Here is a 19,531-nt window from a genome sequence, read left to right on the forward strand (position 1 = left end):
TTCAGTCCGCGCCATGCAAGGCCCTGCGGATATCGGCCATATCCATACCGACAAAGGATTGCAGCCCGACAGCCACCTGGTCCGGCTCGCAAGCGGCGACGAAGTCGCGAATGCCCGCGGTATCGAGGCGCGGCCCCTTCCAGTAGATGCGGCACAGTTCGGTTGCGTCGTGGAAATGATCGCGGCCTTCGTCGACCGAGTCCGCCTGGCACCCGTAGAGCATGCATTCGGAGAAACGGCGCGTCCTTGCGAGAGCGGCGATCCAGTGGCGCCCGGCGACCGCCTCGAGGCGCTGCATCATGGCGCGCGTCGTGTCGGCGCGCCAGGCGACAAGGGTCGCGATGTAGTCATGCGGCAGACCATCGCCCGTGCCGGCGGCCAGCGCGCGGGCAGCGTTGCGCGCCCATTGCCGCTGCTCGTCGTGGCCGGATTCGAGCAGGCGTCCGTCGCGGCGGAACAGGCGCAGGCGCGGGCCCTTCCAAAGTGTCGCGCAGTCGAACGGCCGCAGGAAAGCGGCATCGGAATCGCAATAGAACAGCGCGTCTTCGCCGACATGGCCGGCGATCGCGATGCGGCGCAATTGCTGCACGTGCCATCCGCGCAGCGGCACCGTATGGCGCGAAAGCCAGACACGGCGGCGGAAGCCGCTCAGCGGATCGGGAAGGTCATGCAGCCAGCCGGGCAGGATGTCGCGTTCGCTGACGACCTCGCGATGCGGCCCCTCGAGTTGCCGGAACAGCGGCACATCGGGGCCGGAGACGAGCAGGAGATGACGGGTCGCACCGGTCACATGCCGGTCGATCGTCTCGCACAGCAGGCGGCATCGCTCAAAATCGCCGGCGTAGCTGGCCGTGACCAGCGCGGTGCGGCGCGGGCCGGTCACCGTCCGGTCACTGCCCATGACCCGGTTTCGTCAGCATCTGGCGGGCGACACGCCAGAGAAAGAGCGGGTTGCCCAGGATGTAACGCCGCCAGAGGCGGCCCGGCTCCTGGCAGAGGCGATAAACCCATTCCATGCGCAGGCGGCGCACCCAGACCGGCGCGCGCGGCACGGCGCCGGAAAGGAAATCGAGCAGGGCGCCGACGCCGACGGGCACCGTGCAGTGCGCATCGTTCAGCGTGGCGCTGATCCACAGTTCCTGGCGCGGCACGCCCATGGCCACCAGCAGGAGATCCGGGCGAACCGACCTCAGGCGCTCGAGCACCTGGACCTCGCCTTCGCTGTCGAAAAAGCCGTCGCCGATGACCTCAAAACGGTGCTGCGGCGCAAGGCTGTGCAGCGTGCGGCAAGCCGCCTCGACATTCTCGCGGGTCGTTCCCAGCAGGCCGACCACGAGCGGCTTGTCGCGCGTCTTCAGGAACCCGGGGATGAAATCGGTTCCGTTCAGGTTCGCGGGGAACGGATGGCCGTGGATGGCCTTGGCAGCGATGTCGACGCCGATGCCGTCCGGCAGGACGAGGAACCGGCGCATCGCGGCGGCGAACTCGTCATCGGCGACCGCGACATTGGCATTGTGAGCGTTGAGGAAGCTGACGGGCGTGAACCGTCCGGTCTCGACGATCTCGTCCAGCAGGCCGATGCCTTCTTCCCAGGTGAGAACCGCCACGGGCAGGCCGAGAATATCGATGGACTTCACCGGCCGGCTGAAAATCCGGTTGACGATGTTCATGCCGCCCTCCTGGTTTCGAGGCGGCGGGCGAGATCGGCAAGCACATCGGCCATGACCGCGTCAAGCGCGGCCTGCTGGCGGTCATGAAACTGCCGGCCATCGAGGCGGACCGGATTTGCGGCCTGCTCGACCATTGCGCGGGCAAAGGCGGCCGGATCGTCGGTCGAGATGCAGTTTTCCGGGACATGCGGGATGCCGCGCAGCGCCAGCGCGGTCGCGACGGAGGGAAGACCGAGTTCGAAGGTCTCGATCGTCTTGAGCTGGACGCCTGTGCCCGCCCGGGCGACGAGCGGCACCATGGCGGCTCGGGAGACGAAGTCGGCCGCATCCTCGACGTAGCCGACGAAGCGAACGCCGGGGTGAACGGGATCGACGCCGGGCGGCATCGACCCGGCGATGCGCACGGTGAAATCGTCAGGCAGATGCGGCGTCACCTGGCGCAGGAACCAGTCAAGGCCGATCCGGTTCGGCTCCCAGGTCCAGGTTCCGACAAGGGCCGCGTCAAATTCGGATCCGTCATGACGGGGCGGGACGAACGCCTGGCGGGTGACGAGCGGCAGCACGGAAAACCGGTCATGGCCGGCACCGGCGGCCAGAATCCCGGCATCATTGTCCGACAGGGCGATGACCCGGACGGCGTCGCGGCAGAAGCGGGTTTCCAGCGCCTTGAGAATCCGCGCCTCGCGCCGGTAGAAATAGCGCTGGAGGGTGCTTTCGGCCGCCTCGGCATTCTGCATCGCGGACACGTGTTCGACGTTGTGGGCGACAAACAGGCCGGGACGGGACAGGAAGATATCCGGAAAGGCGCCGGCCATCTGGATGGCGTTGAGGACAAAGGCATCGAAGGGACCGATAGCGTCGAGGGCCTCGCGAATGGCAGATGGTCCGTTGGTACGAAGCTTTGCCGAGGAAATCGTGGTTCCGCCGGCGAGAGCCTGGCCGATCCATTTCATCTTGCGGGAGCGCGAGGCGTGGGCCGTGGCAACATCCATTTCGCCCAGGACAATCGCGCCGGCATCCGGGCACGGGCGCTTGCCCGGCAGGCAATAGCCCAGGGCCGTCACCTTCACCCCTGCCCTGCGCAGCGCCGAGAGGATCGCGGCATTGGCGATCTCGTATCCCGTCGCAGGCGCATCGCCGGGCAGGATGGAACTGGCGAAGACGAGGTGCATGGTCAAGCTCCGGCGTTCCCGCGCCTGCGCAGGCAGCAGGCCGGCGACGGGCGCGCCGCAGCGCACGGTCTCCCCGTCTCTATCTTTTCCCGGAACGCCATGCCTGGCACGAAGACCGCCTCCTAGAACAAACAGGATTTCTTGCTTGCATATACCTTCAACCCTACGAACAAGCCGTTTCCCGATGTTTAAGCCACTACTTAATTTTGAGGCGGGAACGGCTGAAAGCCGGGATTTGGAAAGACAGGCTTAACGGAACCTTAATCGGGGATTGGCAGGATCGGCCATCCGATCGAATGGTGCCCCCTGCCCATGAAAGACGCGATTTCCATCGTCAGCCGCTCTCCCGGCCTCCAGCCGGCCGGGATCGATGCCGTCGTGACGATTCCCACCTACAAGCGGCCCGAGCACCTGCTCGCGACCCTTGCCTCTGTCGCCGGTCAGAAAACCGAGCGGGCCGTTGCGGTGATCGTGATGGAGAACGATGCGGAAGCACGGCAGGGCGCGGCAGCGGCCATGCCGCTGTTTTCGGCCGGTTCGGTGACAGGCCTCGTTCTCATCGCGCACGAGCGGGGCAATTGCTGCGCCTACAACGCCGGCTGGTCGACCGCGCTTGAGATCTTCCCGGACTTCCGGCACCTGCTGGTGATCGATGACGACGAGATCGCCGATCCGCACTGGCTGGAGCGCATGTGCCTGACGGCCGAAGCGCTGGAGGCCGATATCGTCGGCGGCCCACAGGTGCCGGTCTTCGAATCCGCAGAGCTGGACGCCTGGCGCCACCACCCGGTGTTCCGGCCGCCGCATGGCGAAACCGGCGTGGTCGAGGCGCTCTACTCGTCCGGCAACCTGCTGCTCGGGCGCCGCGTCCTTGAAACCATGGGGCCGCCCTTCCTGGACCTGCGGTTCAACTTCATGGGCGGCGGCGACAGCGACTTCCTCAGCCGCGCCCGGCAGGCCGGGTTCCGCTTGGCCTGGTGCGCCGAGGCACCGGTTCGCGAAACCATCCCGACACGGCGCCTGCAGGCCGACTGGATCCGGGCCCGCGGTATCCGCAACGGCATCATTTCCTCGCTGGTGGAACGCGGCAAGCGCGCCGGCGAGCCCTTCGGCCGGGTCAAGGTGATGGCGCGCAGCCTGGCCCTCCTGGCCGCATCGCCGGTGCGCGGTCTCGCTGCCCTGTGGCGGACCGGCTCGGTCTCGACCGGCCTCTACCCGGTGCTGATCGGCATCGGGCGGGTGATCGCGGAATTCGGCTATACCAATGAACAGTATCGCCACGCCGAAAAGAATTGAGGCCGGGGCGCCGCCGCTCGCGCTCAGCGGATCGCGGCTCGCCACCCTGCTGGCGGCCGTCATCCTCACCCTGCTGCTGGTCTCGTTCAAGCCGCTCAACCCCGGCGACGGTCCGCAGGACGGCGGCGGCGATCTCGTCAACCAGCTCGGCTACGGATCGCTCGGCCTGCTGGCCATCGCCTGCCTCCTGCTGTTCTCAGATCCGCGCCGCCTGATCGCGCTCGCCAGTCCCTGGTGGGGCCTGCTGCTAGGCTTCTTCGCCCTGTCGATCCTTCATGCCACCGATCCGGCAGCCGCGGCGCGGGCCGCTTCGTTTTCCATCATCATCCTGCTCGGACTGGTCGCCACGCTGTCGATGCCGCACAGTTTCGACGGCCTGTCGGCGGCGGTGAAATGTGCGGCCCTGGCCGTGCTGGGGCTTTCCTATGCCGGGCTGGTGCTCGTGCCGGATGCGGCCATTCACGGTGCCGGGGGCTACGAGGCCCAGCATGCCGGCATGTGGCGCGGCATCTATGCCCACAAGAACATCGCCGGGCCGGTGATGGCGTGCCTCGCCTATGCCGGGCTCTGGCTGTGGCGGCGCGGCGAGCGCAAGGCCGGTGCCGCCATTGTCCTGGCCGCGGTCGTCTTCGTGCTGAACACCGGTTCCAAGACGACGGTCGGCCTGATCCCGGCGGCCATGCTGCTCGTCATCGTGCCCAACCTCGTCGGCATGCGCCGCATGGTCATCGCCGGCTATCTCGTCTCGCTGTGCGCATTCGGACTGGCAACGCTCGGCATCGTCTACATCGACACGCTGAAGCACCTGGCCCATGCCGTCGTGCCAGACCTCACCTATACCGGCCGCACGACGCTGTGGGCCTTCGGCGGCGAGATGATCGCGAAGAAGCCGTGGACGGGCTACGGCTACGCCAGCTTCTGGGGCACGGACTTCCTTGCCGGCCAGGACCTGGCCTTCGATGCCGACTGGGATTTCCGAGGCATCGTGCACGGGCATGACGGCTACATGGACATCGCGATCGCGATGGGCCTGCCGGCCCTGGCAGCGGCGGTCATCGTGTTCAACATCGCGCCGCTGTTCGATTACATGCGGGTGCCGCGGCTGAAAGACAGCGTGCTTTTCGCCGACTTCCTGATGATGGTGCTGCTGTTCACGACGCTCAACGCCTTCGTCGAGACCTTCTTCTTCCATCGCCAGGACCCGGTCTGGGTGCTGGTCATCTTCGCCACGCTCGCGCTGCGCATGACGGCCCGCACCGTCCTGCCGTCGAAGGGCTGACGCGCTTCGGCGATTGCCAAGCGGGGCGCACTTTGCCAAGAAGTCTCTCAACAGACGGGACAAGGAGGCCTCCATGCGCGTGATCATGGCCGGATGCGGCAACATGGGTTTTGCAATGCTCAAGGCGTGGCTCGGCAGCGGCGTGCTGAAGCCGGCGGACTGCGTCGTGGTCGAACCTGCCGAGGCGCTGCGGGAGCGCGCCGCGGGCCACGGCGTGACGGCCGTTGCCGCCGCCGGCGACATTCCCGGCGACATGACCGCCGATGTCGTCGTCCTGGCGGTCAAGCCGCAGGTGATGGGCCAGGCGGCGCCGGCCTACCGGCGCTTTGCCGACCAGGGCGCGACATTCCTCTCGATCGCCGCGGGCACCACGATCGCGACGCTGCAATCGCTGCTCGGCGAGGGTGCCGCCATCGTGCGTTGCATGCCCAACACGCCGGCCGCCATCGGCGAGGGCATGATGGTCACCTATGCGAATGCCAAGGTCACACCCGCAGCGATGGACGGGATTAACGGTCTGCTCAAGCAGAACGGCGCCGTCGCGGCCATTCCGTCGGAAGACCTGATGGACGCGGTGACCGCGGTTTCCGGCTCCGGCCCGGCCTATGTGTTCCATTTCATCGAGGCCCTGACAGCGGCCGGCATCAGCGCCGGCCTGCCTGCCGAAACCGCCGACCTGCTGGCACGCCAGACGGTGCTGGGCGCGGCCCGGCTGGCCTTCGAGAGCGGCGAGGCCCCGGGCCGGCTGCGCGAACAGGTGACGAGCCCGAACGGCACGACGGCAGCGGCGCTCGCCATCCTGATGGGCGACAACCGCTTGAAAATGCTGGTGGAAGAGGCCGTCGAGGCGGCCCGTTTGCGATCCGTCGAACTGGGGTCGTGAGAATCCCTCACGATCACGGGTGACAAGCGGGCGGAATCGCCCTAGGTTCAAAAATGCTCACGGTCGAAAGACCGGTCTGTCTGGCGGGAGAGAGTTTTCCTGGTAACGGGGAAACCGCCGAAGGGGAAATCGCCCGAAATCTCTCAGGCAAAAGAACCGCGGACAGGTCAAGGCGCTCTGGAAAGTCAGTTTCCCTGAAGATGAGGGGAACTGCGCCGACGGTGTAAGCGGTGCGGACAGGGTTCCCGTATCGCGATTCTCTCAGGCTTCCGACAGAGGGGCGGCTTTTGCCTTCGCTTGAAGGCGGGCCACGCATTCTGTCGCCAAGGAGTCGCCCGTGGGTGAAATCGATGACCTGAATATCCTCCCCCTTCGTGACATGCACGAGGCGGCCGGTGCCAAGTTCGGCGCCTTCGCCGGCTGGTCCATGCCACTGAGCTACCCGATGGGCGTGCTGCAGGAACACCTGCACGTGCGCGAGAAGGCCGGGCTTTTCGACATTTCCCACATGCGGCTGGTGCTGCTGGAAGGGCCGGAAGCCGGGCGTGCCATCGCGCGCGCCTGCCCTCTCCTGCCCGACGCGATGGGCGAAGGGCAGAGCAAGTACACGTTCCTCCTCAACGAGACCGCCGGGATCATCGACGACCTGATCGTCACGCGGCTCGGCGCGCAGCGGTTCATGGTGGTGGCGAATGCATCCCGCGCGGCGGTCGATCTTGCCCGCCTGCGTGAAGCCGCCGATCCGTTCGACTGCACGGTCACGCCGCTCGACCGGGTGCTGCTCGCCCTGCAGGGCCCGATGGCCGCAGCGGTGATGCGCGATGCCGGCGAGCCGGTCGACGGCCTGACCTTCATGTCCGGCAAGGAGCCGCGGGCCGGCTGGTTCCTGACCCGGTCGGGCTATACCGGCGAGGACGGGTTCGAGATCGCCATGCCGCCGGACGAGGCGGAAGCGCTGGCGCGGAAGCTGGCCGGCGACGAACGGGTGGCGTGGATCGGCCTGGCAGCGCGCGACAGCCTGCGGCTGGAGGCCGGGCTTTGCCTCTACGGCCAGGATCTCGACGAGGCGACCGACCCGGTCAGCGCCGGCCTGCTTTGGGCCATCCCGAAGGACCTGCGCGGCGGCGGAGACTATTTCGGTGCGCCGGCGCTCGCCCGCATCATTGCCGAGGGTGCCGCACGCAAGCGCGTCGGGCTGGTGCCCGAGGGGCGCCAGCCGGTGCGCGCCGGCGCGCCGCTCGGCACCGGCGAAGGCGAACCGCTTGGCACCGTCACCTCCGGCGGCTTCGGCCCTTCGGCCGGGCACCCCGTTTCCATGGGATACCTGCCCAAGGCGTTTTCGCGACCCGGCACGGCCGTGATCGCGGAAGTACGCGGCAGGCCCGTCCCCATGACCGTCGTCAAGCTTCCCTTCATCCAGAAACGCAGCACGCAGGACTGATCGCCATGAGCAAGACCTATTACACCGAAGACCACGAGTGGATCCGTGTCGAGGACGGAACCGCCACGGTAGGCATTACCAACCATGCCCAGGAACAGCTTGGCGACCTCGTGTTCGTCGAACTGCCGGAAACGGGCAAGTCCGTTTCAAAGGGCGATGCGGCGGTGGTCGTCGAATCCGTCAAGGCGGCCTCGGACGTCTACGCGCCGGCTGACGGGGAGATCACCGCGGTGAACGACGCCCTGTCCTCGCAACCGGAACTGGTCAACAGCGCGGCGGAGGGCGAGGGCTGGCTGTGGAAGATGACGCTGGCCGATGCAGGCCAGCTCGACGGCCTCATGGACGAAGCCGCCTACCTCGCGATGATCGGCTGAAGGAGCCTCCCGAATGACCGCGTCCGCCCCCTTTGTTCGCCGCCATGTCGGCCTGTCCGAAGCCGACATGCGGGCCATGCTGTCGAAGATCGGCGTTCCCTCGATGGAAACGCTCATCTCCGAAAGCGTTCCCGCCAGCATCCGGCTCGGCCGGGCGCTCGACCTGCCCGCGGCTGTCAGCGAACATGATGCGCTGGCCGCTCTATACGGCCTGATGGAGCGCAACACCGTTGCAAGGAGCTTTATCGGCCAGGGCTATTCCGGATGCCACGTGCCGCCGGTCATCCAGCGCAACCTGTTCGAGAACCCGGCCTGGTACACTGCCTACACGCCCTACCAGGCGGAGATCAGCCAGGGACGGCTCGAAATGCTGTTCCACTTCCAGACACTGGTGGCAGAACTGACCGGACTGCCGGTGGCCTCCGCCTCGCTGCTGGACGAAGGCACGGCGGTGGCCGAAGCCGTGGGCATCGCCTACCGCCACCATCGCGAGAAGCGCAGCCACGTTGCCCTGGCCGGCCGGTTGCATCCGCAGACGATGGACGTGGTGGTGACGCGCGGCCAGGCCCTCGGCCTCACCGTGTCGGAAACGGTGGACGAGACGACGGCCGCGGTGCTGGTGGCCTGGCCCGACACGGCCGGCGTCTACGGCGACCATGGCGCACTGATCGCCAGGGCGAAGGACGTGGGCGCGCTGGTGGTGGCCGTGGCGGACCCGCTGGCGCTGACGTTGCTGGAGGCCCCGGCGGACTGGGGCGCGGACATAGCCGTCGGCTCCATGCAACGCTACGGCGTGCCGATGGGCTACGGTGGCCCGCATGCGGCCTACATGGCGGTTTCCGACGCGCTGACGCGGTTGCTCCCCGGGCGGCTGGTCGGCGAATCCGTCGATGCGAAGGGCCGGCCCGGCTACCGGCTGGCGCTGCAGACGCGCGAGCAGCACATCCGGCGCGAGAAGGCGACTTCCAACATCTGCACTGCGCAGGCGCTGCTGGCCAACATGGCCGCGGCCTACGCGATCTGGCACGGACCGGAAGGCCTGCGCGCCATAGCGGCGGCCGTGCATGAAAAGGCGGCCCGCTTCGCGCAGGCGCTGACCGCGCACGGCCTGACGCTGGCCGGCGACAACTTCTTCGACACGGTGACGGTGCATGTGCCCGGCAAGGCCGAGGCAATCGCGGCGGATGCCGAGGCCGACGGATGGCTGCTGCGCGTCATCGACGCCGACACCCTCTCCATCGCCTTCGACGAGACCAGCACGGAAAACGACGTGATGGCGCTGGCGACGCTGTTCGGTGCCGACCTCGCGGACGTAGCGGCCAGCGCCCTGCCCGCGCCGCGCGAGGCCGCGGGTTTCCTGACCCAGCCGGTGTTCCACGACAACCGGTCGGAAACCGAGATGATGCGCTTCCTGCGCAAGCTGGCCGACAAGGACCTGGCGCTCGACCGGGCGATGATCCCGCTCGGCTCGTGTACGATGAAGCTGAACGCGGCGGCCGAAATGGCACCGGTGAGCTGGATCCAGGTGGCGGGTCTTCACCCGTTCGCACCCGTGTCCCACGCGCCCGGCTACCGCGCCATGTTCGAGGACCTGGAAACCTGGCTTGGCGAGATCACCGGCTTCGATGCCGTCTCGCTGCAGCCCAATGCCGGCAGCCAGGGCGAATATGCCGGCCTGCTGGCGATCCGCCGCTACCACGAAAGCCGGGGCGACACGGAGCGCAAGGTCTGCCTGATCCCGTCGTCGGCGCATGGCACAAACCCGGCCAGCGCACACATGGCGGGCTTCGACGTGGTGGTGGTGAAGTGCACCGAGAGCGGCGACGTGGACGTGGACGACCTGAAGGCCAAGGCGGCGCAGCACGGCGACAGGCTGGCGGCGCTCATGGTCACCTACCCATCGACGCATGGCGTGTTCGAGGAAGCCATCATCGAGATCTGCGAGACCGTTCATGCGAAGGGCGGGCAGGTCTACCTCGACGGCGCCAACCTCAATGCCATGGTCGGCCTGGCGCGGCCCGGCGACATCGGCGCCGACGTCTGCCACATGAACCTGCACAAGACGTTCTGCATTCCCCATGGCGGCGGCGGCCCCGGCGTCGGGCCGATCGGGGTGAAGGCGCACCTGGCGCCCTACCTGCCCGGCCACGTGACGGAGGGCAGCGACCATGCCGTCGCTTCCGCCGCCTATGGCAGCGCTTCCATCCTGCCGATCACCTGGATGTACATCCGCATGATGGGCGCGGACGGACTGAAGCGGGCCACCGAAGCCGCGATCCTGTCGGCGAACTACATCGCGCGGCGGCTCGAGGAGGCCTACCCGGTGCTTTACAAGGGCCGAAAGGGCCGCGTGGCGCATGAGTGCATTCTCGACACCCGGGTGCTGAAGGAGAGCGCCGGCATTTCCGTCGACGACATCGCCAAGCGGCTGATCGACTACGGCTTCCATGCACCGACCATGTCATGGCCGGTGGCGGGAACGCTGATGGTGGAGCCGACCGAGTCGGAGCCGAAGAAGGAAATCGACCGGTTCTGCGACGCCATGCTGGCCATCGCCGCCGAGGCCGGCAAGGTGGCCGACGGCACCTGGCCAAAGGACGACAATCCGCTGGCCAATGCGCCCCACCCGGCCGAAGACGTGCTGGCCGACGACTGGAGCCATCCCTACAGCCGGGCCATCGCGGCCATGCCGGACGGTGGCTCGCCGGCTTCGAAGTACTGGCCGCCCGTGGCCCGCGTCGACAACGTTCACGGGGACCGCAACCTGGTGTGCACCTGCCCGCCGGTGGAGGCGCTGGCCGTCAACGGCTGATCGACCGCCCCCTGTCCGAAGGCGAACCGGCTCAGGCCGGCTCCTTCAGCTTCTCGATGGCCTGGCCGAGCTGCGCCAGGCCGTCGATGAGGACGTCGCAGGGAATGTCCTCGACCGGCACGCTGGTGTAGCCGCCGCGAACCAGGACGCAGGCCATGCCCGCGGCCTTTGCCGCGCCGGCATCGGCCGGGCTGTCGCCGACCATGAGACAGCGAGAGGCATGGAAACCCGCCCCATCGGCGGCGTGGTGGAGCATGCCGGGCGCGGGTTTCTTCTCCGGCCCGGTATCGCCGCCGACAACGACGGCCATCAGGTCCGACCATCCGAAATGATCAAGGATGGACCGGGTGAAGCCCTCCGGCTTGTTGGTGACCACGCCCAGTTTCACCCCGGCGCGGTGATAGGCCTTCACGACCGTTTCGGCGCCCGGCATGAGCGTGGTGCGGTCGGTCAGTTGCCGGGCGTAGGTCTGCATCATGGCCTCGGTGCGCACATCCAGCGCCGCGTCGTCCAGCGTTCTCCCGCGGGCGGAGAAGGCGCGCTCGACCAGCTTGCGCACGCCGTTGCCGACCATGGACCGCACGTCATCGAGCGACAGGGGCGGATGCCCGTCCAGCGCCAGCACTTCATTCACCGAGGCGGCGAGATCCGGCGCGGAATCGATCAACGTGCCGTCCAGGTCGAAGAAGATGGCCTGCGGCCAACCGCAACGGTCCCCGGCTTGCGTGAACACCCGGCTCATGCGGCATCCTTCCACTTGATGGAACAGCCCATGGAGGCGACCTGGTCACGCGGGCCCTGCCCGGTTTCGGCCACCTGCTTCATGGCCTCGTGGAGATCGCGGCGGATGCCGGCGGGCGCGGTCTCCTTGCGAGAGGCGTCGAGGCGGCCGCGATATTGCAGTTCCATGCTGCTGTTGAAGCCGAAGAAGTCCGGCGTGCAGGCCGCGTCCCACTGGCGCGCGACGGCCTGCGTCCCGTCGTGGAGATAGGCGAACGGCAGGTCGTGCTCGGCGGCAAGACGCTTCATGTTGTCGAAGCTGTCGGCGGGATAGGCCACGGCATCGTTGGAGCAGATGGCGACGAAGCCGATGCCGAGTTCCCGCAGGTCGCGGGCATCGCGGGCGATGCGATCGATCACGGCCAGCACGTAGGGGCAGTGATTGCAGATGAAGGCGACGACGAGGCCGTTCGGCCCCGCCTCGCCGAGGACGGTCCGGGAAGTACCGTCGACGCCGGGCAGGGTTGCATCAACCGGTTTCCAGCCGAAATCGCAGACGGGTGGGATGGCAGCCATGGGAATGCTCCGGGGATTGTCGTTTTTCGCTCAAGCCGCCGCGCGGGACGTGGAGGCGGCGGCGCGGATTGCCCGGATGTTGTCGCCATAAACGGCCGGGTTGTCTACCGATCCGCCGCGGAAAACCGCGGAACCGGCGACGAGAACGTCGGCTCCCGCCCCGGCCACCAGCGGGGCGGTCACGGGATCGACACCGCCATCGACCTGGATGTGAACCGGGCGGTCGCCGATCATGGCGCGCAGCGCGCGGATCTTGCCGGTCATGTCGATGAACTTCTGGCCACCGAAGCCCGGGTTGACCGTCATCACCAGCACGAGATCGGCGAGGTCGAGGAGATGGGCGACCGCGTCGGCCGGCGTGGCGGGATTGAGCGCGACACCGGCCTTCATGCCCGCGGCACGGATCGCCTGCAGCGTGCGGTGGATATGGGGGCCGGCTTCCAGGTGGGCGGTCAGGACATCGGCACCGGCGTCGGCATAGGCGTCGATCCAGGGATCGACGGGCGCGATCATGAGATGCACGTCCATCACGGTCTTCACATGCGGGCGGAAGGCCTTCACGGCGGGCGGGCCGAAGGTCAGGTTGGGCACGAAATGGCCGTCCATGACGTCGACATGGACCCAGTCGGCGCCCTCTGCCTCGATGGCGCGGATCTCGCGGCCGAAGTCGGCGAAATCCGCCGACAGGATGGACGGCGCGATCTTGATGGAGCGGTCGATTGCCATGACGTGATCTCCTATTCGGCAGCGGCGCGGGCCGCGCGGTCGACATCGAGCCCGCCGGAAAAGACGCGGCTCGCGCGGATGTCGGCCTCGGTGATGGTGCTCAGTGCCGCGGCGTCGAGCGGGCCGTCCGCGCTCTCGAACAGGCGGTTGGCCTGGCGCAGGCGGGCACGGTCGAGCGCATTGCGGATGGAGCGGGCGTTGGCGAAATGCGGCTGGGCACGGCGCAGGCCGATGTAATCGGCCATGGCGCGGCGCGCATCGGTGTCGAAACGGTAGTTCTGCGCCTCCAGCATGGTCTCGGAGATGCGCAGTAGTTCGGAGTCCGAATAATCCGGGAACTCGATGTGATGGGCGATGCGGGAGCGGAACCCGGGGTTGGCGGAGAAGAAACGGTCCATCTTGTCGGCATAGCCGGCCATGATGACGACGAGGTCGTCGCGGTTGTTCTCCATGACCTGGAGCAGGATCTCGATGGCCTCCTGGCCATAGTCGCGCTCGTTGTCCGGCTTGTAGAGGTAGTAGGCCTCGTCGATGAAGAGCACGCCGCCCATGGCCTTTTTCAGCACTTCCCTGGTCTTGGGCGCGGTATGGCCGATATACTGGCCGACGAGGTCGTCGCGCGTGACCGATACCAGGTGGCCCTTGCGGACATAGCCGAGGCGATGCAGCAGGCCGGCCATCTTGAGCGCGACCGTCGTCTTGCCCGTGCCGGGGTTGCCGGTGAAGCTCATGTGCAGGGTCGGCGTTTCCGTGGCGAGCCCCATCTGGCGGCGCGCGCGATCGACCAGCAGCAGCGCGGCGGTCTCGCGAATGCGTTGCTTGACCGGCTTCAGGCCGATCAGTTCGCGGTCCAGTTCATCAAGGATTTCGGCCACGCCGGACGACCGGAACTCCGCCTTCAGGTCGACGGATGCGGGCGGCGCTTTCCCCGGATCGCCAGTGTGCTGATCGTCTGTCATGATGGGCTGCCTCCGGTGGATAGGTCTGTGGATACGCTATTGAAAACCTGTGGGCGGGGCGGCCTTGCCTCGCGTCCGGCCGCCCGGTGCCTCAGCCGGCGACCCGCCAGGAATAGGACTGGCTGCGGCTGCGCACATCGGTGCGGACCATGTCGATCCGCGGCTCCTCGGCCGGACGGTTGACGATGAAGGACATCATCACGGTCTCGAAGCCGCGCATGTCATCGAAGGCATTGATGCGGATGTACTTGCCGCCGTGCAGCTTGCGGCATTCGTCGAGTTCCATCATCACGCCCTTGGCGTCCTTCAGGTCGAACATGGGGTTGCCCCACATTTCCCAATAGGTGTTGCGCGGGTGCGGGTCATCGGTGAACTCGATGCCGATGGCCCATTCGCGCGACAGGCAATATTCGATCTGGGCCGATATCTGCTCGTCGGTGAGGTCGGGCAGGAAGGAGAAGCATCCCTGGGTGATACGCATGTCGGTCTTCCTTTCAAATCTTGCTTCCGGTTCCCACGGGCGAACCCGTGGACCCGACGATCACATCGCCAGCGACGGCGTCGGCACGAAGTCCGAGGTGTCGGTGGAGGTGTAGTTGAAGGTGATGTTGCCCCAGGTATCGAGGGCGGCTTCCAGCGGCTTGCACCACCTGGCCGCCTGGCGCAGGATTTCGGGACCTTCATTGGCGATGTCACGGCCCTCGTTGCGGGCCAGAACCATGGCCTCCAGCGCGACGCGGTTGGCCGTGGCGCCGGCCTGGATGCCCATCGGGTGGCCGATGGTGCCGCCGCCGAACTGCAGCACGACATCGTCGCCGAAGAGGTCGAGCAGCTGGTGCATCTGGCCGGCATGGATGCCGCCGGAAGCGACCGGCATGACCTTCTTCAGGTCGGCCCAGTCCTGCTCGAAGAACAGGCCGCGCGGCAGGTCGATCCCGTTCCGCGTCTCGCGGCAGACGTTGTAGTAGCCCTGCACGGTCAGCGGATCGCCCTCCAGCTTGCCGACCGCCGTGCCGCAATGGAGGTGGTCGACGCCGGCCAGGCGCAGCCACTTGGCGATGACGCGGAAGGAAATGCCGTGGTTCTTCTGGCGGGTATAAGTGCCGTGGCCGGCGCGGTGCATGTGCAGGATCATGTCGTTCTGGCGGCACCATTCGGAGATCGACTGGATCGCTGTCCAGCCGACGATCAGGTCGACCATGACGATGACGGAGCCGAGTTCCTTGGCAAACTCGGCGCGGCGGTACATCTCCTCCATCGTGCCGGCAGTGATGTTGAGGTAATGGCCCTTGATCTCGCCGGTCTCGGCGGACGCCTTGTTCACCGCCTCCATGCAGTAGAGGAAGCGGTCGCGCCAGTGCATGAAGGGCTGCGAGTTGATGTTCTCGTCATCCTTCATGAAATCGAGGCCGCCCTTCAGTCCCTCGTAGACGACGCGACCGTAGTTCTTGCCCGACAGGCCGAGCTTGGGCTTGGTCGTGGCGCCAAGCAGCGGCTTGCCGAACTTGTCGAGGCGCTCGCGCTCGACGACGAGGCCCGTCGGGGGACCCCGGAAGGTCTTCACGTAGGCGACCGGGAAGCGCATGTCCTCCAGGCGGGCCGCCTTCAGCGGCTTGAAGGAGAAGACATTGCCGATGATCGATGCCGTCAGGTTGGCAATGGAGCCTTCCTCGAACAGGATCAGGTCATAGGCGACATAGGCGAAATACTGGCCCTCCTGGCCCGGCACCGGGTCCACGCGGTAGGCCTTGGCACGGTAGCTGTCGCAGGCGGTCAGGCGATCGGTCCAGACCACCGTCCAGGTGGCGGTGGAGGATTCACCGGCCACGGCGGCGGCGGCCTCGATGGGGTCGACGCCTTCCTGCGGGGTGATGCGGAAGAGCGCGAGGACATCGGTGTCCTTGGGCTCGTAGTCGCCGTCCCAATAGCCCATCTGGGCGTATTTCAGCACGCCGGCCTTGTAGCGTTCCTTGCCCTTGATCTCGGTCTTGGCGTCGATGGTCATGGCATTTCCTTTCGCTGATCTGGAGTTTCAGGCGGCCCGGGCCGTGGCAAATTGCGGATCGAGGGCGCCGCTGGCGTAGCGCTTCGCCATGTCGTCCATGTCGATCACCCTGATCCGGCTGGCATGGCCGGCGGTGCCGAAGCGCTCGAAGCGGTCAAGACAGAGCCGTTCCATTTCCTCCATCGCCGGGATGAGGAACTTGCGCGGATCGAACTCGGCGGGTTTCGACATGGCGACCTTGCGGAACTGGCCGGTGAGCGCCATGCGGTTGTCGGTATCGATGTTGACCTTGCGCACGCCCGAGCGGATGCCGCGCTCGATCTCCTCTACCGGCACGCCCCAGGTCTGGGGCATGTCGCCGCCATGCTCGTTGATGAGGTCCTGGAGGTATTGAGGCACGGAGGAGGAGCCGTGCATGACGAGGTGGACATTTGGAATGCGGGCGTGAATGGCCTCGATCTGGCTGATGGCGAGGATGTCGCCGGTCGGCTGGCGGGAGAACTTGTAGGCGCCATGCGAGGTGCCGCAGGCGATGGCCAGCGCGTCCACACGGGTGCGCGCGACGAAGTCCGCGGCCTGGTCGGGGTCGGTCAGCATGTCCTCGCGGGTCAGCTTGCCTTCCGCGCCGGACCCGTCCTCCTTGGCTGCCTCGCCGGTTTCCAGGTTGCCGAGCACGCCGAGTTCACCCTCGACGGAGGCGCCGACCCAATGGGCCATGCGGGCGACGCGCTCGGTGATCGCGACGTTGTACTCGTAGGAGGCCGGGGTCTTCATGTCCTCCTCCAGCGAGCCGTCCATCATGACCGAGGTGAAGCCGTGGCGGATGGCGGTGAGGCAGGTGGCTTCGTTGTTGCCGTGGTCCTGGTGCATGCAGACCGGGATCTGCGGGTACATTTCGGTCAGGGCCTCGATCATGTGGCGCAGCATGATGTCGCCGGCATAGGAACGGGCGCCGCGCGAGGCCTGGAGGATGACCGGCGCGTCGCAGCGTTCCGCCGCCTTCATGATGGCGAGGCCCTGTTCCATGTTGTTGATGTTGAAGGCGGGCACGCCGTAGCCGTATTCGGCGGCGTGGTCGAGAAGCTGTCGGAGCGTGATGCGGGCCATGGGTTCGTCCTTTCAGGCAGAGGCAGCAAGAAGCGGTGAGGGTTCGGGAAGCAGGCCGGCGAGTGCGCGGATCCAGGGCGATGCCCCGTCCGGCATGCCGCCCGGCAGGTGGAAGTAGTCGCCGAGCACGGACAGCCGCATGGCGAAGATGCGGCTCTGGCGCTGGGCCTGGCCATGGAACCGGATGTTCTCCAGCAGGGCGACAGCGCCGTCAGGCATGGCGGCCAGACCGGCCTCGGCCACCGGGCCGACACAGTCCGGCACGAAATGGACCGGCATTCCGGCGGCTTCGCCGAGCGGCGCGATCCAGCGGCGCAGCGACAGGGCCGGGTTGATGTCGCCGGCAGGATCCTCGTAGCCGGCAATCACCGCGACCCGGGCGCCCCGGGCGGCGAGGCCACGAATGGCCGTTGCGCAGACCGCGCCCAGGCCCTGCGACAGGTCGCAGCGTACCAGCACGGTGGCGCCTTCGAGGTCCGGCGCGATGGCGGGCAGTGCGGTCACGGACGTGCCCCGGCCATGCGGCAGGCCGCCTCGATGACGGCGTCGTCGGTGATGGCGAAATGGCGGTAGAGATCGCCGGCGGGCGCCGAGGCGCCGAAACCCGGCATGCCGATGAAATGACCGCGCTCGCCGAGCCAGCGATCCCAGCCCATCCGCGCGGCGGCCTCAACGCCGATGCGCGGCGCCATGCCCAGCACCTTGGCGCGATAGTCCTCGTCCTGCTGTTCGAATTTTTCCCAGCAAGGCATGGAGACGACCGCGGCGTGGATGCCGTGCTCGGCCAGAAGCCGGTCGGACGCGCGCCGCGCGATCTCCACTTCGGACCCCGTGGCGAGGATGGTCACGTCGCGCGGCTGGCCCGGTTCCAGAAGCACGTAGGCGCCCCGGGCAGAGCGATTCTCGCGGGTATGCTGGATCCGCAGCATCGGCAGGCCCTGGCGCGACAGCGCGAGGACGGAGGGTGTGGCGGTTTCAGTGAGGGCGATCTCCCAGCATTCCGCCGTCTCGATGACATCGGCCGGGCGGAAGACGTTCATGTTGGGCGTGGCACGCAGCATGGCGAGATGCTCGACCGGCTGGTGCGTGGGGCCATCCTCGCCGAGGCCGATGGAATCATGGGTCAGCACGTAGACGACGGGCTGTTCCATGAGGGCGGAAAGGCGCATGGCGCCGCGGGCGTAATCGGAAAAGACGAGGAAGGTGCCGCCATAGGGGATGAAACCGCCGTGCAACGACAAGCCGTTCATCACCGCGGCCATGGCGTGTTCGCGGATGCCGTAGTGGATGTAGCGGCCCTTGAACCGGCCGGGCGTGACCGGAGCCAGGTCCTTCGTCTGCGTCAGGTTGGAGCCGGTCAGATCGGCCGAACCGCCGATGGTCAGCGGGGTCGTGGCATTGACGACCTCCAGCACCATTTGCGAGGCCTGGCGGGTAGCGGTCTTCGTGCCGGCCGCCTGGTGGTCGCGGCGGAAGCGCTCCAGCCGGCGGTTGAGCGCGGACGGGAGATGCCGCTGCAGCGTCCGGTCGAAGGCCTTGCGCAGCCGCGCCGCTGCATGGCGCTCCTGCCACAGCTTGCGCTCAGCGCGGCCACGCGCGGCGACTGTTTCCCAGGCGGTGCGTACGGTGTCGGGCACGTCGAAGGGGGAAGCGGTCCAGCACAGGTGCAGGCGCGCGGCAGCCACCTCGTCGGGCCCAAGCGGCGCGCCGTGGGTCTTGTGCGAGCCCTGCATGTTGGGCGCGCCCTTGCCGATGGTGGTGCGGCAGGCGATGAGCGAGGGCTTGCCCGTCGTCCGCGCCTTCGCGATGGCGGTCGCGACGGCCTCGGGATCGTGACCGTCAACGCTCTGCACATCCCAGCCGGCGGCCTTGAAGCGCATGGGCTGGTTCATGGATGTGGCGAGCGAGGTCTTGCCATCGATCGAGATGCCGTTGTCGTCCCACAGGACGATCAGGCGCGAGAGTTTCAGGTGGCCGGCAAGGTCGATGGCCTCGTGGCTGATGCCCTCCTGCAGGCAGCCGTCGCCGGCAACGACATAGGTGTAGTGGTCGACGAGCTTCTGGCCGAAGCGGGCTGCCATCATGCGTTCGGCCAGCGCCATGCCGACGGCGGTCGTGATGCCCTGGCCGAGCGGGCCTGTGGTCGTCTCGATGCCCAGCGCGTGCCCGTATTCCGGGTGCCCGGCGGTCTTCGCGCCAAGCTGGCGGAAATTCCCCAGTTCAGCCGCCGTCATGTCGGCGAAGCCAAGCAGGTGGTGGACCGCGTAAAGCAGCATGGAGCCGTGGCCGGCGGACAGGACGAAGCGGTCACGGTCGGGCCAGTCCGGCATGGACGGATCGATCTTCAGGAAGCGGTTGAAGAGAACGGTCACGGCGTCGGCCATGCCCATCGGCATGCCGGGGTGGCCGGAATTGGCCTGTTGCACCGCGTCCATGGCCAGCACGCGGACGGCGTTGGCCATGTCGCGTTCGGTGGCGGTGCTCCTGGTGGTCAGGGTCATGTTCATGGGC

General features: G+C 67.3%; 18 protein-coding genes and 1 riboswitch. Of the genes, 6 read left to right on the plus strand and 12 right to left on the minus strand.

Features of this window, described 5'->3' with window-relative positions; all coding sequences use genetic code 11:
* Position 1 precedes the first annotated feature (1 nt).
* Genes CSC94_RS15270 through CSC94_RS15280 form a run of 3 tightly spaced genes read right to left on the minus strand, consistent with a single transcriptional unit; the run spans position 2 to position 2,842 of the window.
* Positions 2-901 carry a DUF6492 family protein gene (locus CSC94_RS15270; protein ID WP_099307211.1) on the minus strand — a complete coding sequence of 300 codons (900 nt, stop codon included), beginning with the start codon at positions 899-901 and terminating at the stop codon, positions 2-4.
* Positions 891-1,670, minus strand: coding sequence for a WecB/TagA/CpsF family glycosyltransferase (locus tag CSC94_RS15275; RefSeq protein WP_099307212.1), 780 nt, complete (start codon positions 1,668-1,670; stop codon positions 891-893). The genes CSC94_RS15270 and CSC94_RS15275 overlap by 11 nt, the downstream gene beginning before the upstream one ends.
* On the minus strand, positions 1,667-2,842 hold the full coding sequence (locus CSC94_RS15280) for a glycosyltransferase (protein WP_099307262.1): 1,176 nt from the start codon (positions 2,840-2,842) through the stop codon (positions 1,667-1,669). The genes CSC94_RS15275 and CSC94_RS15280 overlap by 4 nt, the downstream gene beginning before the upstream one ends.
* A 312-nt stretch (positions 2,843-3,154) precedes the next feature.
* On the opposite strand from CSC94_RS15280, the gene CSC94_RS15285 reads away from it, so the two are divergent.
* The 6 genes from CSC94_RS15285 to gcvP all read left to right on the plus strand — a co-directional run bounded on the left by CSC94_RS15285 (position 3,155) and on the right by gcvP (position 10,927).
* Positions 3,155-4,138, plus strand: coding sequence for a glycosyltransferase family 2 protein (locus CSC94_RS15285; RefSeq protein WP_099307213.1), 984 nt, complete (start codon positions 3,155-3,157; stop codon positions 4,136-4,138).
* Complete coding sequence (locus CSC94_RS15290; protein WP_099307214.1) at positions 4,107-5,417, plus strand: O-antigen ligase family protein; 1,311 nt, start codon at positions 4,107-4,109, stop codon at positions 5,415-5,417. The genes CSC94_RS15285 and CSC94_RS15290 overlap by 32 nt, the downstream gene beginning before the upstream one ends.
* 73 nt (positions 5,418-5,490) lie before the next feature.
* The gene (gene proC, locus CSC94_RS15295; protein WP_099307215.1) at positions 5,491-6,300 is read left to right on the plus strand and encodes a pyrroline-5-carboxylate reductase; all 810 of its coding nucleotides are present in this window, start codon (positions 5,491-5,493) and stop codon (positions 6,298-6,300) included.
* Between the two features lie 74 nt (positions 6,301-6,374).
* A riboswitch (glycine riboswitch) is annotated at positions 6,375-6,468 on the plus strand.
* Positions 6,469-6,637: 169 nt separating this feature from the next.
* On the plus strand, positions 6,638-7,741 hold the full coding sequence (gene gcvT, locus CSC94_RS15300) for a glycine cleavage system aminomethyltransferase GcvT (RefSeq protein ID WP_099307216.1): 1,104 nt from the start codon (positions 6,638-6,640) through the stop codon (positions 7,739-7,741).
* A gap of 5 nt (positions 7,742-7,746) precedes the next feature.
* The gene (gene gcvH / locus CSC94_RS15305; protein WP_099307217.1) at positions 7,747-8,115 is read left to right on the plus strand and encodes a glycine cleavage system protein GcvH; all 369 of its coding nucleotides are present in this window, start codon (positions 7,747-7,749) and stop codon (positions 8,113-8,115) included.
* A 13-nt stretch (positions 8,116-8,128) separates the two neighbouring features.
* Positions 8,129-10,927, plus strand: a complete 2,799-nt coding sequence (gene gcvP / locus CSC94_RS15310) for an aminomethyl-transferring glycine dehydrogenase (RefSeq protein WP_099307218.1) — start codon at positions 8,129-8,131, stop codon at positions 10,925-10,927.
* A 31-nt stretch (positions 10,928-10,958) separates the two neighbouring features.
* Here gcvP and gph read toward each other — a convergent pair whose 3' ends face one another.
* The 9 genes from gph to tkt form a co-directional block, all read right to left on the minus strand.
* Positions 10,959-11,669 carry a phosphoglycolate phosphatase gene (gph, locus tag CSC94_RS15315; RefSeq protein ID WP_099307219.1) on the minus strand — a complete coding sequence of 237 codons (711 nt, stop codon included), beginning with the start codon at positions 11,667-11,669 and terminating at the stop codon, positions 10,959-10,961.
* Positions 11,666-12,223, minus strand: coding sequence for a thioredoxin family protein (locus CSC94_RS15320; protein ID WP_099307220.1), 558 nt, complete (start codon positions 12,221-12,223; stop codon positions 11,666-11,668). Before CSC94_RS15320 ends, gph begins: the two co-directional genes overlap by 4 nt.
* Positions 12,224-12,253: 30 nt before the next feature.
* Positions 12,254-12,949, minus strand: a complete 696-nt coding sequence (rpe, locus tag CSC94_RS15325; protein ID WP_099307221.1) for a ribulose-phosphate 3-epimerase — start codon at positions 12,947-12,949, stop codon at positions 12,254-12,256.
* Positions 12,950-12,960: 11 nt separating this feature from the next.
* Positions 12,961-13,908, minus strand: a complete 948-nt coding sequence (cbbX, locus tag CSC94_RS15330; protein ID WP_099307222.1) for a CbbX protein — start codon at positions 13,906-13,908, stop codon at positions 12,961-12,963.
* A gap of 91 nt (positions 13,909-13,999) precedes the next feature.
* A complete protein-coding gene (locus CSC94_RS15335; protein WP_099307223.1) occupies positions 14,000-14,389 on the minus strand; it encodes a ribulose bisphosphate carboxylase small subunit in 390 nt (129 codons plus the stop codon).
* A gap of 60 nt (positions 14,390-14,449) precedes the next feature.
* Positions 14,450-15,913, minus strand: a complete 1,464-nt coding sequence (locus CSC94_RS15340; RefSeq protein WP_099307224.1) for a form I ribulose bisphosphate carboxylase large subunit — start codon at positions 15,911-15,913, stop codon at positions 14,450-14,452.
* Positions 15,914-15,940: 27 nt separating this feature from the next.
* Positions 15,941-17,020: a class II fructose-bisphosphate aldolase gene (fba, locus tag CSC94_RS15345; RefSeq protein ID WP_099307225.1), complete on the minus strand. Its 1,080-nt coding sequence runs from the start codon at positions 17,018-17,020 to the stop codon at positions 15,941-15,943.
* A gap of 12 nt (positions 17,021-17,032) precedes the next feature.
* Positions 17,033-17,524 (minus strand): phosphoglycerate kinase, encoded by a 492-nt coding sequence (gene pgk, locus CSC94_RS15350; RefSeq protein ID WP_165784449.1) that lies wholly within the window; start codon positions 17,522-17,524, stop codon positions 17,033-17,035.
* Positions 17,521-19,527 carry a transketolase gene (gene tkt / locus CSC94_RS15355; protein ID WP_099307227.1) on the minus strand — a complete coding sequence of 669 codons (2,007 nt, stop codon included), beginning with the start codon at positions 19,525-19,527 and terminating at the stop codon, positions 17,521-17,523. The genes pgk and tkt overlap by 4 nt, the downstream gene beginning before the upstream one ends.
* Positions 19,528-19,531 lie beyond the last annotated feature (4 nt).

The organism is Zhengella mangrovi (genome assembly GCF_002727065.1).
Classification (GTDB): Bacteria; Pseudomonadota; Alphaproteobacteria; order Rhizobiales; family Rhizobiaceae; genus Zhengella; species Zhengella mangrovi.

Coding starts and splice junctions, on each gene's coding strand:
- CSC94_RS15270 (WP_099307211.1), bottom strand. CDS start 901: ATGGGCAGTGACCGGACGGTGACCGGCCCGCGCCGCACCGCGCTGGTC.
- CSC94_RS15275 (WP_099307212.1), bottom strand. CDS start 1,670: ATGAACATCGTCAACCGGATTTTCAGCCGGCCGGTGAAGTCCATCGAT.
- CSC94_RS15280 (WP_099307262.1), bottom strand. CDS start 2,842: ATGCACCTCGTCTTCGCCAGTTCCATCCTGCCCGGCGATGCGCCTGCG.
- CSC94_RS15285 (WP_099307213.1), top strand. CDS start 3,155: ATGAAAGACGCGATTTCCATCGTCAGCCGCTCTCCCGGCCTCCAGCCG.
- CSC94_RS15290 (WP_099307214.1), top strand. CDS start 4,107: ATGAACAGTATCGCCACGCCGAAAAGAATTGAGGCCGGGGCGCCGCCG.
- proC (WP_099307215.1), top strand. CDS start 5,491: ATGCGCGTGATCATGGCCGGATGCGGCAACATGGGTTTTGCAATGCTC.
- gcvH (WP_099307217.1), top strand. CDS start 7,747: ATGAGCAAGACCTATTACACCGAAGACCACGAGTGGATCCGTGTCGAG.
- gcvP (WP_099307218.1), top strand. CDS start 8,129: ATGACCGCGTCCGCCCCCTTTGTTCGCCGCCATGTCGGCCTGTCCGAA.
- gph (WP_099307219.1), bottom strand. CDS start 11,669: ATGAGCCGGGTGTTCACGCAAGCCGGGGACCGTTGCGGTTGGCCGCAG.
- CSC94_RS15320 (WP_099307220.1), bottom strand. CDS start 12,223: ATGGCTGCCATCCCACCCGTCTGCGATTTCGGCTGGAAACCGGTTGAT.
- rpe (WP_099307221.1), bottom strand. CDS start 12,949: ATGGCAATCGACCGCTCCATCAAGATCGCGCCGTCCATCCTGTCGGCG.
- cbbX (WP_099307222.1), bottom strand. CDS start 13,908: ATGACAGACGATCAGCACACTGGCGATCCGGGGAAAGCGCCGCCCGCA.
- CSC94_RS15335 (WP_099307223.1), bottom strand. CDS start 14,389: ATGCGTATCACCCAGGGATGCTTCTCCTTCCTGCCCGACCTCACCGAC.
- CSC94_RS15340 (WP_099307224.1), bottom strand. CDS start 15,913: ATGACCATCGACGCCAAGACCGAGATCAAGGGCAAGGAACGCTACAAG.
- fba (WP_099307225.1), bottom strand. CDS start 17,020: ATGGCCCGCATCACGCTCCGACAGCTTCTCGACCACGCCGCCGAATAC.
- tkt (WP_099307227.1), bottom strand. CDS start 19,527: ATGAACATGACCCTGACCACCAGGAGCACCGCCACCGAACGCGACATG.